This is a genomic window from Flavobacterium azizsancarii (assembly GCF_027980145.1).
GTDB classification, from domain to species: domain Bacteria; phylum Bacteroidota; class Bacteroidia; order Flavobacteriales; family Flavobacteriaceae; genus Flavobacterium; species Flavobacterium azizsancarii.
Genome location: NZ_JAMZNK010000010.1, coordinates 1 through 15,162, shown reverse-complemented (window position 1 = coordinate 15,162; position 15,162 = coordinate 1). Strand labels below are relative to the sequence as shown.

The 15,162-nt window shown below is 34.0% G+C and carries 12 protein-coding genes; 8 read left to right on the top strand and 4 right to left on the bottom strand.

Annotation, left to right across the window (positions count from 1 at the left end; translation table 11 throughout):
* The first annotated feature begins 157 nt into the window (after nucleotides 1-157).
* The 3 genes from NJT12_RS08270 to yajC all read left to right on the top strand — a co-directional run bounded on the left by NJT12_RS08270 (nucleotide 158) and on the right by yajC (nucleotide 3,349).
* A complete protein-coding gene (locus tag NJT12_RS08270) occupies nucleotides 158-1,267 on the top strand; it encodes a Glu/Leu/Phe/Val family dehydrogenase (protein WP_271335409.1) in 1,110 nt (369 codons plus the stop codon).
* 831 nt (nucleotides 1,268-2,098) lie between these two features.
* On the top strand, nucleotides 2,099-3,013 hold the full coding sequence (nusB, locus tag NJT12_RS08265; RefSeq protein WP_271335408.1) for a transcription antitermination factor NusB: 915 nt from the start codon (nucleotides 2,099-2,101) through the stop codon (nucleotides 3,011-3,013).
* 60 nt (nucleotides 3,014-3,073) lie between these two features.
* Nucleotides 3,074-3,349, top strand: a complete 276-nt coding sequence (gene yajC / locus NJT12_RS08260; RefSeq protein WP_271335407.1) for a preprotein translocase subunit YajC — start codon at nucleotides 3,074-3,076, stop codon at nucleotides 3,347-3,349.
* Nucleotides 3,350-4,712: 1,363 nt separating this feature from the next.
* Here yajC and pepT read toward each other — a convergent pair.
* Together pepT and NJT12_RS08250 are read right to left on the bottom strand one after the other, a co-directional pair.
* The gene (gene pepT, locus NJT12_RS08255) at nucleotides 4,713-5,990 is read right to left on the bottom strand and encodes a peptidase T (RefSeq protein ID WP_271335406.1); all 1,278 of its coding nucleotides are present in this window, start codon (nucleotides 5,988-5,990) and stop codon (nucleotides 4,713-4,715) included.
* 252 nt (nucleotides 5,991-6,242) lie between these two features.
* Nucleotides 6,243-7,376, bottom strand: a complete 1,134-nt coding sequence (locus NJT12_RS08250; RefSeq protein ID WP_271335405.1) for a formylglycine-generating enzyme family protein — start codon at nucleotides 7,374-7,376, stop codon at nucleotides 6,243-6,245.
* A gap of 432 nt (nucleotides 7,377-7,808) precedes the next feature.
* Between NJT12_RS08250 and NJT12_RS08245 the strand changes: the two genes are divergently transcribed.
* On the top strand, nucleotides 7,809-8,843 hold the full coding sequence (locus NJT12_RS08245; protein ID WP_271335404.1) for a quinone-dependent dihydroorotate dehydrogenase: 1,035 nt from the start codon (nucleotides 7,809-7,811) through the stop codon (nucleotides 8,841-8,843).
* On the opposite strand, the gene NJT12_RS08240 is transcribed toward NJT12_RS08245, so the two are convergent.
* Both NJT12_RS08240 and NJT12_RS08235 read right to left on the bottom strand, forming a co-directional pair.
* Nucleotides 8,829-9,545 carry a DUF3307 domain-containing protein gene (locus NJT12_RS08240; RefSeq protein ID WP_271335403.1) on the bottom strand — a complete coding sequence of 239 codons (717 nt, stop codon included), beginning with the start codon at nucleotides 9,543-9,545 and terminating at the stop codon, nucleotides 8,829-8,831. The two genes, NJT12_RS08245 and NJT12_RS08240, sit on opposite strands and share 15 nt — an antisense overlap.
* Complete coding sequence (locus NJT12_RS08235; RefSeq protein ID WP_271335402.1) at nucleotides 9,542-10,156, bottom strand: SatD family protein; 615 nt, start codon at nucleotides 10,154-10,156, stop codon at nucleotides 9,542-9,544. Before NJT12_RS08235 ends, NJT12_RS08240 begins: the two co-directional genes overlap by 4 nt.
* A gap of 184 nt (nucleotides 10,157-10,340) precedes the next feature.
* Between NJT12_RS08235 and NJT12_RS08230 the strand changes: the two genes are divergently transcribed.
* The 4 genes from NJT12_RS08230 (at nucleotide 10,341) to guaB (ending at nucleotide 15,000) form a co-directional block, all read left to right on the top strand.
* Nucleotides 10,341-11,207, top strand: a complete 867-nt coding sequence (locus NJT12_RS08230; protein ID WP_271335401.1) for a hydroxymethylglutaryl-CoA lyase — start codon at nucleotides 10,341-10,343, stop codon at nucleotides 11,205-11,207.
* Nucleotides 11,208-11,328: 121 nt separating this feature from the next.
* Nucleotides 11,329-11,880: a hypothetical protein gene (locus NJT12_RS08225; protein ID WP_271335400.1), complete on the top strand. Its 552-nt coding sequence runs from the start codon at nucleotides 11,329-11,331 to the stop codon at nucleotides 11,878-11,880.
* Entirely contained in the window at nucleotides 11,877-13,277 is a 1,401-nt protein-coding gene (locus NJT12_RS08220) for a DUF5723 family protein (RefSeq protein WP_271335399.1), read from the top strand. Before NJT12_RS08225 ends, NJT12_RS08220 begins: the two co-directional genes overlap by 4 nt.
* Nucleotides 13,278-13,527: 250 nt before the next feature.
* Nucleotides 13,528-15,000, top strand: a complete 1,473-nt coding sequence (gene guaB, locus NJT12_RS08215; RefSeq protein WP_271335398.1) for an IMP dehydrogenase — start codon at nucleotides 13,528-13,530, stop codon at nucleotides 14,998-15,000.
* The last annotated feature ends 162 nt before the right edge of the window (nucleotides 15,001-15,162 follow it).

Genomic DNA, 15,162 nt, shown 5'->3' with positions numbered 1-15,162 from the left:
GTGAATTAAAATTAACGGAAAGTATAATTTTATCAAAACAAAACGATTGTTATATTGTTATTTTAAAGATAAAAAATTAGCACATGTGTATTTTTTGTATAAATTTGAGAAGTCTTTTTGACAAATTCATAATTTATAACTAATAAATACTAGCGCTATGGATGCAACTTTCGCAACTGGAAAGGAACTTCAAAAAATGGATCCTGTTTTTGGTCAACTATCATTTGATGATCACGAACAAATTGTTTTTTGCAATGACAAAGATACAGGTTTAAAAGCAATTATTGGTATTCATAATTCAGTTATGGGGCCAGCTTTAGGAGGTACAAGAATGTGGAACTATAATACTGAATGGGAAGCATTGAACGATGTTTTGCGTCTTTCAAGAGGTATGACATATAAATCAGCCATTACCGGATTGAATATCGGTGGAGGTAAAGCAGTAATTATTGGTGATGCTAAAACGCAAAAAACACCTGAATTAATGCGCAAGTTTGGTGAGTTTGTTCACTCTTTAGGCGGAAGATATATTACTGCTGAAGATGTTGGAATGGAAACGAAAGATATGGACACTGTTAGAGATGTAACACCTTATGTTACGGGTATCTCTGAAGAAAGAGGTGGTTCAGGAAATCCTTCTCCAATAACAGCTTACGGTGTTTATTTAGGAATGAAAGCTGCTGCTAAAAGTCAGTTTGGTACTGATGTTTTAGAAGGTAAAAAAGTTTTGGTTCAGGGTATTGGCCACGTTGGTGAAGCCTTAGTTGAATATTTGACTAAAGAAGGAGCAATCGTTACTATTACAGATATTAATGAAGAAAAATTATATCAGGTAGCTGCAAAATATAATGCAACAGTTTATGCAGGTGAAGATTTGTATACTGCAGATGTTGATATTTATGCACCATGTGCGATGGGAGCAATCATTAATGATGATACTGTAAATAAAATTAAAGCTAAAGTTATTGCTGGTGCTGCCAACAATCAGTTAGCTGATGAGAATGTTCACGGTTTAAGATTGCAGGAAAGAGGTATTTTATATGCTCCGGATTTCTTAATCAACGCTGGTGGAATTATCAATGTTTATGCGGAATTAGAGCATTATGGTAAAGCTGAAATCATGACTAAAACAGAAAACATCTATAATACTACTTTAGAAATTATCGATTACGCTGTGAAAAACGGAATGACAACGCACAAAGCTGCTCTTACAATTGCTCAAAATCGTATTGATTTAAGAAAAATTGAAAACGCTGCTAAGAAGTAATTTTTAGTTTACAATTTATAGTCCCAGTATTCAGTCTCAGTTTGCAATGTAAACTGAGACTGAATACCGGGACTTTTTTTATAGGTAGCTTGATATTGCAGTTTATTTTTTACCGCAAAGTTCGCTAAGATTTTTATTTATTGCGGTTAGAAAACACAAAGTTCGCAAAGCTGGTTCAACACAAAGCTTTGCGAACTTTGTGTTTTTGCAAAACTGCTTAATTAAAAAAAAACTTTTTGAACTTTGAGGTAAAAAAAAACTTCAGATTGGAATGCGTATGTAATCATAAAGTTCGCAAAGCTGGTTCAACACAAAGCTTTGCGAACTTTGTGTTTTTACAAAACTGCTTAATTAAAAAAAACTTTTTGAACTTTGAGGTAAAAAAAACTTCAGATTGGAATACGTATGTAATCGTAAAGTTCGCAAAGCTGGTTCAACACAAAGCTTTGCGAACTTTGCGGTAAACAAAACTTCAGATTGGAATACGTATGTAATCGTAAAGTTCGCAAAGCTGGTTCAACACAAAGCTTTGCGAACTTTGTATTTTTACAAAACTGCTTAATTTTAAAAAAACTTTGCGAACTTTGCGGTAAAAAAAAACTTCAGATTGGAAGTTTTTATGCTGAAAAATAACATCTTTTTTGTTTAAAGATCTCAAAGTATTGTCCTGTGAAAAATGCGGCTTTTTATTAATATCATAAATTAATTGCTTTCTGAGAGCTTTTTTATCCATTTAAATTTTATTATCAACTGTTAAATCCTTAATTTTGCAGACTAATTTTTAAATGTTCTTACAAGGTGGTAAATAGAAGACACATACGCGTTAAAGTAATGCAATCCATTTATGCAATGCATCAAAGCGGTTCTGATAATATGGAAAAAGAAGAGAAGTTTCTTTTTTACAGCATTGATAATATTCAGGATTTATATCTTATAATGCTTTCTTCATTGATTGAAATTTGCAAAAAAGAATCCATTTTTTTACATCTATCAAGCAAAAAACATCTTGCAACTGCTGCAGAACGTAAACCGAACGAAAAATTCATCAACAATAAAATTTTTCAACTTCTTGCCGAAAGTAATTCACTTAGCATCGCTTTAGAAAATCGTAAAATCAACAACTGGTCATTAAATGATGATTATATTATTTTACTTTTAAATGATATTAAAGCAAGTGATCTGTATGTAAAATACATGAGTAGTTCTTCAGTAAATACTTTTGAAGAAGACAGACAATTTGTAATCGATTTATTTGCTGATGTAATTGTTCCTAATGAAAAATTATATGAGTATCTGGAAGATGATAAATTAACATGGGTTGATGATATTCCAGTTGTAAATACGCATATCGTTAAACAATTGAAGGCGATAAAAACACAAGATCCTGATGATTTTAGAGTGCCAAAATTGTATAAAGATGTAGAAGATAAAGATTTTGCTAAAGACTTGTTTAGAAGAACAGTTTTAAACGAAACTATTTTTGCTAAAGAATATGATGATAAGACACCAAATTGGGACAGTGACAGGATTGCTGAAATTGATACTATTATTTTGAAAATGGCAATTTGCGAGTTTTTAAAATTCCCTTCAATTCCAGTAAAAGTAACTCTTAACGAATATTTAGAAATTGCAAAAGAGTATTCTACACCAAAAAGTAGTATTTTTATCAACGGAATTTTAGATAATCTTGTTAAAGAGCTTACGGCTAATAAAAAGATGATTAAAGTTGGACGTGGTTTAATGTAAGACTAAGTCAAGGATTTCAAACTATTAATAATATAATAAATCAAAAACAGAATTTAAATTATGGGACAATTAACTCAATTTGCGCCATTTCTATTAATGTTCGTGGTAATCTATTTCTTCATGATCAGACCACAACAAAAAAGAGCAAAAAACGAAAAAGAATTTGAAAGCAGCCTAAAAGTAGGTGATAAAATAATTACTAAAAGTGGTTTTCACGGTAAAGTTGTTGAATTAGCTGATACAAGTGCAGTTATCGAAACAATGTCTGGAAAATTAAAAATTGAGCGTTCTGCTATTTCTATGGAAATGAGCGCTGCTTTGAATAAAAAAGCGTAATTATTTTTTAGAAATTCCAACTAAAATATAAATCCCAAATTCCAATTTAAACGTTGGAGTTTGGGATTTTTTTTTCTTTTATTAAACTCAATCTTGTCTTTTTCGACCAAAGGGAGAAATCACACAAGAAACTCCGTAAAGTATATCTTCAATCTTTGTCGATTAACTAGTGTGATTTCTCCCTTCGGTCGAAAGGACACGACAACTTAGTAAAAATTCCAGACTCCAAATTAGTGATTGCACTTTGTGATTTTTTTTTTACTCAATCTTGTCTTTTCGACCAAAGGGAGAAATCACACAAGAAACTCCGTAAAGTATATCTTCAATCTTTGTCGATTAACTAGTGTGATTTCTCCCTTCGGTCGAAAGGACACAACAACTTAGTGAAAATTCCAGATTCCAAATTAGTGATTGCACTTTGGGATTTTTTTTTAAACTCAATCTTGTCTTCTCGACCAAAGGGAGAAATCACACAAGAAACTCAGTAAAAGTATATCTTCAATCTTTGTCGATTAACTAGTGTGATTTCTCCCTTCGGTCGAAAGGACACAGCAACTTAGTGAAAATTCCAGACTCCAAATTAGTGATTGTACTTTGTGATTTTTTATTAAACTCAATCTTGTCTTTTCGACCAAAGGGAGAAATCACACAAGAAACTCCGTAAAGTATGTCTTCAATCTTTGTCGATTAACTAGTGTGATTTCTCCCTTCGGTCGAAAGGACACAACAACTTAGTGAAAATTCCAGACTCCAAATTAGTGATTACACTTTGTAATTTTTTTTAAACTCAATCTTGTCTTTTCGACCAAAGGGAGAAATCACACAAGAAACTCCGTAAAGTATATCTTCAATCTTTGTTGATTAACTAGTGTGATTTCTCCTGTCGGTCGAAAGGACACAACAACTTAGTAAAAATTCCAGATTCCAAATTAGTGATTGCACTTTGTGATTTTTTCTAAACTCAATCTTGTCTTTTCAACCGAAGGGAGAAATCACACAAGAAGCTCCGTTAAGTATATCTTCTATCTTTGTCGATTAACTAGTGTGATTTCTCCCTTCGGTCGAAAGGACAAAAAACTTAGTACATATTCCAGACTCCAAATTAGTGATTGCACTTTTTGATTTTTTTTAAACTCAATCTTGTCTTTTCGACCAAAGGGAGAAATCACACAAGAAACTCCGTAAAGTATATCTTCAATCTTTGTCGATTAACTAGTGTGATTTCTCCCTTCAGTCGAAAGGACAAAAAACACATAAAAAAAGCCTTTTTCAAAGTTTTCAAACTTTGAAAAAGGCTTTTGCTAATAACTGGAATTTGGAATTTTTTCACCAATCTTCAAAATTGGAATTTATTTTCCTCGTATTATCTTTTTCTTTTTGGTTTTTCGGCAACATCAAAAATACTTGGAATAGCTGTTAATTCAGCGATTTTTACAATAACATCAGTTGCTTTTTGAATGCTTTCTGCGGGAACATATTCATATTTTCCATGAAAGTTATGTCCGCCTGCAAAAATGTTAGGACAAGGTAATCCCATAAATGATAATTGAGATCCATCAGTTCCGCCACGAATAGGCTTAATGATAGGTTTGATGTTTAGTTCTCTCATTGCTTTTTCAGCAATATCAACGATATGTTTTACAGGTAATACCTTTTCTTTCATATTGTAATACTGATCTTTAACTTCGGCAGTTACAATATCTTCACCAAATTGTTTGGCGAATTTTTTATTGATTTTCTTGGCGATTTTTCCAATTAAGTCTTTTCTTTTTTCGAATTTAAGCTTGTTGTGATCACGGATGATTAGTTCTAAAACTGTTTCTTCGATGCTTCCCGTTAAGTGATGTACGTGAAAAAAACCTTCATAACCTTTGGTTTCCTGTGGTGTTTCTCCTTTTGGAAGTTCGTTGATGAAATCATTGGCAATCAACATCGAATTGATCATTTTTCCTTTGGCATAACCCGGGTGAACGCTTTTTCCTTTAAAGGTTATTTTGGCTCCGGCTGCATTAAAGTTTTCATATTCTAATTCTCCAATCTGGCTTCCGTCCATAGTGTAGGCCCATTGCGCGCCAAACTTCTCCACATCAAAATGATGTGCACCACGACCAATTTCTTCATCTGGAGTAAAACCAATTCTAATTTTTCCGTGTTTAATTTCAGGATGCTGAATTAAATACTCCATTGCAGAAACAATTTCTGTAATTCCGGCCTTGTCATCTGCGCCTAATAAAGTAGTACCGTCAGTTGTGATGATAGTTTGTCCCTTATATTGTAGTAAATCCTTAAAATAGCCTGGAGATAAAATGATGTTTTTCTCAGCGTTTAGAATGATATCTTTTCCGTCGTAATTCTCAATAATTTGAGGTTTTACATTTGCACCGCTAAAATCCGGTGAAGTATCAAAATGCGAAACAAAGCCTATTACAGGAACTTCATGATCTACATTACTTGGTAAAGTAGCCATTATGTATGCTTTTTCATCTATAGTAACATCGTCAAGACCAATTGTTTTTAATTCTTCGACTAATTTATTGGCAAGATTCCATTGTTTCTCTGTACTTGGAGTGGTTTGTGAATTAGGATCTGACTCGGTATCAATAGTTACATAACTAATAAAACGATCTATAATATGTTGCATTTTTTTAATTTTCAGCAAATATAAGCAAATAATTGGGCGCTGTGAAGCTGTAAATTACGAAAACTGTAAAATCAGATAAAAAAATGCTGCGAATTTGCTTTGCCAGTTCACTAACGAGTGCGTTATGAATTTTCAGGAATAAACAGGTATTCCATAAATGCTTAAAAACGAATTTCAAGAATCTAAATTCTTGAAATTCGTTTTTATATTTAAATTAATTCGTATAGATTCGTGTAATTTGTGGCAAAAAAACTATTGCACACATCTGAAACCAATATGGTTTGCTGGTGATTTGTAATCTCCTTTTCCTCTGGTACCTACCATGTAGCGCGTGCAATATTGATCTGTACATAAAAATGATCCTCCGCGTTGTACCTTTTTAGGTAAATTTGGTTCTCCGGGATCGTATGACGATTCAGGTCCTTGAGGGTTTCTGGCAACTTTATCTTTTTCGCTTATTACAGAATAATAATCAGCAGTATACCAATCGTTAGTCCATTCCCAGACATTTCCTCCAATGTCGTAAAGACCATACGGATTTGGTTCAAATTGAGCAGTTGGTGCAATACCTATATAGCCATCTTCGCCGGTATCTCCTTTTTCGACAGGAAAATGGCCTTGATAGATGTTAGCCTGAAATTTTCCTTTAGGTTTCAATGTGTTTCCCCAGGCATATAATTGCCCGGATTTTCCGCCACGCGCTGCAAATTCCCATTCAGCTTCAGTAGGTAATCTTTTGCCCGCCCATTTAGCATAAGCAGCAGCATCATCATATGAGACCTGAACTACCGGGTACTTTTCTCTGCCTATTATTGAGCTTCCGGCTCCTTCGGGATGTCTCCAGTCAGCTCCCTGAACATACGTCCACCATTGCATATAGTTGTTTAGGTTAACATGTGCAGATGTAGGGGTAAAAACGGCTGATCCTGCAACTAAATTTTCTACCGGAGCATCAGGATATTCTTCGTGAGTTGGTTTTATTTCTGCTAAAGTTTTATAGCCAGTAGCTTTTACAAAGGCTTCAAATTGTTCATTAGTCACTTCGGTGTGATCCATGTAAAAACCGTCAACATATACCTGATGTATTGGTGCTGCATCTTTTGTAACTCCTTTTATGCTGCATAAACTTTCATCAGAAACATTACTTCCCATAGAGAATTCTCCGCCAGGAATCCAAACCATTCCTTTAGGAGTTTTATTGGCGGCAGGTTTGTTTTTATTTTCGATCGTGGGTTTAAATAAAGAAGTGTCAGATGTATTTGCAGTTTCGGCACAATCCATTGCCGTCAACGTTTGGTCTGGGCGAATAAATTTAGTGTAACCATAGGCAATTGAAATAGCAGAGATGGTAAGAATTGCTAAAATCCAGTAAGTTTTATTTTTCATTCTTGATTTGATTTTGGTGTTGTCAATATAAGAGGGAATAAAGTTAAAAAAATAACTTTAAATTATAGTTGTCCTATAGGATTAGTTGTTTGTTTTTGCAATACGAATAGTTTTAGTGTTGTTTCTTGCTTCCGTTTGAATAAGTTGTAATGCTTTTTTAAATTTCCCATATTTAAAGGTAGTAATGGTAAGTGGTTTATTGTCATTACTTTGTCTTGTACTATTCCTTAAAATTTAAAAAATAATTTAATTGCTTAAAGAATAATTATTTTGCTGATTATTTTTTTATGAATTTCATTTTCAATCTTTTAATCCCATTAAAATTAAAAAAAAAATAGTAATAATTGTAAAAAAATAAAAATCATTTTAGTTAATAGTTGTCTGAAGTATTATAATTAAATTTGCCATCGAAAAAACACACACAACACTCTTATGTATAAATTGATAATTCGCCCGATACTTTTTTGGTTTGATCCGGAAGAAGTTCATTACTTTACTTTTTCATTTGTTAAATTCATTTCAAAGATCCCAGGAGTTTCGTCGATTATAAGATCAATTTATGAAGTAAAAGATGCTCGCTTAGAACGTGAAGTTTTCGGAATCAAATTTAAAAACCCGGTGGGACTTGCGGCGGGATTTGATAAAGATGCCAAGTTATACAAGGAACTTTCAGATTTTGGTTTTGGTTTTATAGAAATAGGAACCGTAACTCCGGTTGGCCAGGAAGGAAATACAAAAAAACGTTTGTTCAGATTAAAGGAGGACCAGGCGATTATTAACCGAATGGGCTTTAATAATGGTGGGGTTCTTGAAGCCGTAGAACGTTTAAAAAAGAATTCAGGCGTTTTGATTGGTGGAAATATTGGTAAAAATAAAATTACACCAAATGAAAATGCTGTAGATGACTATATCATTTGTTTTGATGCCTTGTTTGATCATGTAGATTATTTTGTAGTAAATGTGAGTTCTCCAAACACACCAAATTTAAGAGCTTTGCAGGATAAGGAACCGTTAACGGCTTTATTGCAAACTTTGCAAAACAGAAATGTTGCAAAGCAGAAAAGAAGTACTCAGAAAATAAAACCAATTCTTTTAAAAATTGCTCCGGATCTTACTGACGAGCAGTTATTGGATATTATTGACATTGTAAAAACGACTCAAATTGCGGGCGTAATTGCAACCAATACAACAATTTCAAGAGAAGGATTGCAGTCTGAAAACCAATCTGAAATGGGAGGTTTGTCCGGAAAACCTTTGGCGAAACGTTCGACGGAAGTGATTCGTTTTCTTTCTGAAAAAAGCAATAAAGCATTTCCAATTATTGGAGTAGGAGGAATACATTCTGCAGATGATGCTATCGAAAAGTTGAATGCAGGAGCGAGTTTGGTACAATTGTATACCGGATTTATTTACGAAGGCCCGGCTTTGATAAAAGCAATCAATAAAAAAATCTTAAACCAGTTGTAATAAAAGCGCCTGAACAAGTAATCCTGTAATAATAGCAGTTCCAAAACTGATCAAAGTACCAATTAGAACATATTCGGTAAGTTTTCTTTCTTTGGCTTCTTTTAAATCTCCAAATCTAAAGATAGATTTGGCGGCCAATAAAAATCCGATTGCTTCAAAATGTCCTGTTAGGATAAAACAAAACACAAAAAGACGTTCTAGTATTCCGATATAATTTCCTGCCGTAGCAAGTGAATTATCGTTGTGACTATTTTGACTTTCAGGATTCCAGATAGAAATAATGGTTTTAATAAAAATAGAAGTCGGTTTCGTGATGAATAAAATACCGATAATTAAAATCCAAAATTGATTGTTAAACCATAGAAAGTTTATGGATTCTCCGTTGTAGAGTAATACAATTGCAATTAAAATAAGGATATGAGCAATTTGATCCAGAACAAACCAAGTACGTTTTGTATTTGGTTTTTGATAATTGAGTTTGATCAAATCTACTGAACCATGCGTAATGGCAATTAAAATAGCATAAGGTATAAACTTAATTTCTCCAACTAAAACTGCCGCCAGAATTGCATGCAAAAGAATATGAAAGTAGAGATAGATACTTTTATATTTCCTGGCTTCTTTATCTTTAACCCATGAGTTGGGCTGCCATATAAAATCGCCTAATAAATGTGCTAAAAGTAGTTTTATAAATAAAATCATCGCGTTTTAAGTTGTTTTATCTCTGTTCTAAAATAACGATCTAAATGTTGTACCAAATCAAACTGGGCCCTTTTTTGTCTTCGGCTTACCGCGGCCTGATTAATGCCTAATTTTTGTCCTAATTCTTCTTGAGACAAAGTAGGATTTTCTATTGCAGCGGCAACAAATTGTGCAGGTTGTGCAAGCCAGTTGTCCATGAAGGTAAGCGCCAATTGTATCATTAAATTCATTTTTTCATCGAGATTGGTATCGCCTGTTCTCATTGCTAAAGTTACCTTTTGTTTTTTTAATGTTTCAAAAAGTTCTCCGGAATGTATAAAGGCAGAACCGTTGCTCTCTGATATTTTCTCGGCATTATATGTCTTGTCGCCAAAACCAATACTCATTCGGGCGTCTAGTTTTATAGCTTTTAAATGTGCTTTTATTAAAATAGCAGACAATAAAGCATCTTCGGGATTTTTAATCTCGATCTGAAATTCATCACCTCTGTAAACTTCCCATTGACTTGGTGTTGCTCCAAAAGGAGATAAGATTTTTTTTAAATCTTCTACCCAATCTTTTGATTTTTGTTTTCTGGAGTCAATGATATCACCTGTAATTACGCTTGTCATAATTCAAATATAATTAAAAATAAATAAAGTTTAATATTACAAATATATGTAATATTATTTATTATTACGTTTTTGTGTAATGTTATGTGTTATTACAATATTGTGTAATACTGTAATTAATGAAAATTATAACTTTTATTTCTTTAAAAAAGACGTTAACTTAGCCTTCACTAAAGAATAAGCTTTGAATAAAGAAATCAAGATTATCGAATGTCCGCGTGATGCTATGCAAGGTATCAAAACTTTTATTCCTGCTAAAAACAAGGTTTCATATATACAAGCTTTGCTTAGAGTTGGGTTTGATACGATTGATTTTGGAAGTTTTGTATCTCCAAAAGCAATTCCGCAAATGCAGGATACTGCCGAGGTTTTGGCACAACTTGATTTGTCGCAAACCACAAGCAAATTGTTAGCAATAATTGCGAATACACAAGGAGCTATATCAGCGTCAGAGCATGAACCAATTCGATATTTAGGATTTCCTTTTTCGATATCTGAGAATTTTCAGATGCGAAATACACATAAAACAATAGCTGAATCTTTAGTAACACTTGAAGAAATTCTGGAGATTGCAGATAAGAAAAACAAAGAAGTGGTAACGTACCTTTCAATGGGGTTTGGAAATCCATATGGAGATCCGTGGAATGTTGAAATCGTTGGCGAATGGACAGAAAAATTAGCCGGAATGGGCGTTAAAATATTATCACTTTCAGATACTGTTGGCAGTTCGACGCCGGAAGTCATTACATATCTTTTTTCGAATTTAATTCCAAAATATCCTGAAATAGAGTTTGGGGCACATTTACATACAACGCCCAATAGTTGGTTCGAAAAAATAGATGCAGCATCGAAAGCCGGCTGTACCCGTTTTGACGGAGCGATTCAGGGTTTTGGCGGCTGCCCAATGGCTACAGATAAACTAACAGGAAATATGCCTACAGAAAAATTGATTTCTTATTTTACAGCCAATAAAAAATCAACAGGTTTAAACTCTTTAAGTTTTGAAAGTGCTTATAATGAAGCTTCAAAATTGTTTGGTAATTATCACTGATAAAGCAATTAAATATAATCTTCAGGTTTAATATGACGAAAATAATAACAAAAAGATAAACACCAATCGGGCAATATATAGTTAATAAAATACGTTTTTTGTGTATCCAAATACCACTTCTATGAAGTCAAATCTTATCAATAGGATTTTTATATTAATATTTTCATCAGTTTTGTTTCTTTCCTGTTCAAGCGATCTCGATTTTGATCAGACTAAAGATTTAAAACTAGAACCGGTTTTTGTAGCCAATCTGGCTTATTTTAATGTTCCTGCAACACAATTAGCAAATACTGGTGGAGGCCAAATAGTCTCTGATGTAGAGCAATTTGATGCTTTTAAAGAGAAGTTTTTTAGAGATAATCTTGTAAAAGCAGAACTGAATTTCGAATTAGAAAATACAATAATTAGAGCTTTTACGCTCGATATAGTGCTTTTAGATGCTAATAATAAAGTACTGGAAACCAATACCTATTCAATTCCAGCCTATTCAGGAAGTTCAAATATTGTTAAATTCCCAACTGAAGTCTATGAAAATCAAAGACTGGCACTCTTGAAAAAAACGGTTAAAATAGCTTTTTTTGTCAGAATGGCGGCTGGACCACCTCTGGATCAAAATAGTACAGGAAGTTTAAAATTACGCTCAGGTGCAACCGTTTATATGGTAATAGAATGAGAAAAGTATATCTGATTCTAATTGTAGCTTTTCAACTTTCCTCCTTTGCCCAAAACAAAGAAGTGTTGTATAATTTTACGGCTATTCCGCAATCGTCACTCGTAAATCCAGGAGCTGATGTTTCGTATAAATTCTATTTTGGAGTTCCTCTTTTGTCCGGGGTTTATGCGAATTTAGGTTCAAGTAGTTTTTCTGCTTATGATTTATTTGCTAATAACGGAGTAGATTTTAATGACAAAGTCCGTAACGTTATTAATAATTCTTCAGCCAAAGATAAGACTCAGGTCAATCAGCAACTCGAATTATTTTCAGGTGGTTTTAGAGTGGGAGGAAAGGACAGTCAATCTTATATTTCGTTTGGAGCCTATCAGGAGTTTGATTTTTTAATGTACGTTCCAAAAGATTTGGCTATATTAGCCCTAGATGGAAATCGGGATTATATAGGTAAATCATTCAATCTGGCTGATTTAAATGTCAGAGCCGAAGTGCTGTCTGTCTTTCACGTGGGATTTCATAAAAAATTAAATGATAAACTTGTTTTAGGCGGTCGTGCAAAACTGTATTCAAGTGGTGCAAATGCAACATCTACTAAAAATTCGGGTTTTATTTATACAGGACAAGCGGCAGGATCTCCAAATATCTATAATCAAATAATAGAATCAAATTTAGAACTGAAAACGTCAGGGATTGGAACATTTACAAAAGACGAATACGAAGGAAATATTCCAAAGGATATTGCACATAATACGTTCTTTAACGGAAGTTTAGGTTTGGGAATCGATGCCGGACTGACCTATTATTTTAAGGATAATCTTCAATTTACGGCAAGTATTGTCGATCTCGGTTTTATAAGACATACTAAAGATATCGAGACCCTGACATACAAAGGGACTTATAAATATGATGGAGTAAACCCTAGTTTTGATCCCACAAATAAGCCCAAAAATATATTTGATGAGTTTGAGAAAGCCATACCACGAGATACACTCTATAATAAATATACAACTTGGCGACCAACTAAATTTTATTCATCGATGCAGTATTCCTGGGGCGAATCACGCTCAGATGATGCTTGTAATTGTAAAGGAAGAACAGTCCGAAAGTATGTCAACGCAGTGGGAGGGCAATTGTTTATAATGTCTATGCCGGTAGAACCTTTTGTTGCTTTAACTGCTTTTTACAAACGAAGTGTTTTTGATAAATTAGATGTCAAAGCAACTTATACAATTGATTCGTATTCTAATAAAAATATCGGTTTAGGACTTTCAGGAACAGTCGGGAAACTCAATATGTATCTTCTTGTCGATAATGTTCTCGAATACAAAGATGTTTCAAAAGCCAATAGTATAGCATTTCAGTTCGGCTTTAATTTTGTCTTTCACGATTCAGAGGATTAGTTTTTTTGAAAATTCCAATATAAAAATTCGAAATTCCAATTTTAATTAGTAGCTGTAACAGGACTGTTAATTCGAGCGTAATCGGTAACCATATGCAAGTTATTAAATGAACTTATATATCTTATATGGTTAAAATAGTACCCATATAATTATAGGATATTTCTTGTAAAGTTAATTTTATGAATAAGTTAGTATTCAAGTTTCCAATTTATTCACTATATTTGCACGCAATTCAACTAGAAATTGCAACATGATAGCACACAACTCCAAGATTATCGGCGAAGGTTTAACTTACGACGATGTATTATTAGTACCTAACTACTCGAATGTGCTTCCTCGCGAAGTGAGTATCAAATCAAAATTTTCACGAAATATAACATTAAACGTTCCAATAGTATCAGCTGCTATGGATACCGTTACCGAAAGTTCTATGGCAATTGCTATGGCGCAAGAAGGCGGGATTGGTGTTTTGCACAAAAACATGACTATCGAGCAACAAGCTGCGAAAGTTAGAAGAGTAAAACGTGCTGAGTCTGGAATGATTATCGATCCGGTAACTTTACCAATGACTTCGACAATTGCAGATGCAAAAAATGCAATGAAAGAATTCGGAATTGGCGGAATCCCAATCGTTGATGAAAATAGAATCCTTAAAGGAATTGTAACCAATCGTGATTTACGTTTTGAAAAAAACGGAGCAAGAGCAATCGCTGAGGTAATGACAAGTACAAACTTAGTTACTGTTGCCGAAGGAACTTCATTAGAGCAGGCCGAAGTAGTTTTACAAGGACATAAAATCGAAAAGTTGCCAGTTGTAAATGCTAATTATGAATTGGTTGGTTTAATCACTTTTAGAGATATTACAAAACTGACTCAAAAACCAATCGCTAACAAAGATGTTTTTGGTCGTTTAAGAGTTGCTGCTGCAATTGGTGTTACTGGTGATGCTGTCGAAAGAGCTGCTGCATTAGTTGCTGCCGGTGTAGACGCTATCATTATTGATACTGCTCACGGACATACTGAAGGTGTAGTAAATACATTAAAAGAAGTAAAAACAAAATTCCCTAATATTGATGTAATCGTAGGAAACATTGCAACTCCGGAAGCAGCTAAATATTTAGTAGCAAACGGTGCAGACGGTGTTAAAGTAGGAATAGGACCTGGTTCTATTTGTACAACGCGTATTGTTGCAGGTGTTGGTTTTCCTCAATTCTCAGCAGTTCTTGAAGTAGCTGCGGCTATCAAAGGAACCGGAGTTCCGGTTATTGCTGATGGTGGAATTCGTTATACAGGAGATATTCCTAAAGCAATCGCTGCCGGTGCTGACTGTGTGATGTTAGGTTCATTATTAGCAGGTACAAAAGAATCTCCGGGAGAAACAATTATCTTTGAAGGAAGAAAATTCAAATCTTACCGCGGAATGGGTTCTGTTGAAGCGATGGAAGGCGGATCGAAAGACCGTTATTTTCAGGATGTTGAAGATGACGTTAAAAAACTAGTTCCGGAAGGAATTGTTGGTCGTGTTCCTTACAAAGGTGAATTGAACGAAAGTATGCTTCAATTCGTTGGTGGTCTTCGTGCCGGAATGGGATACTGCGGTTCAAAAGACATTCCGACTTTACAAGAAACGGGACGTTTTGTTAGAATCACATCAAGCGGAATTACAGAAAGTCACCCGCATAACGTTACAATTACAAAAGAAGCTCCAAATTATTCAAGATAATTTTTAGTTTTTATTATAAAACAAAAGGCATAAGAGTTTGATTCTTATGCCTTTTTTTGTTGTGTGCCCAGCATGGGCGATAACTCTAGGGTGTAAGTCCCGAACACGCCTTTACAGTGGGAAGTGTTAGCTGAATGCAAGGGTGTCCATCGCGAGGTGGAA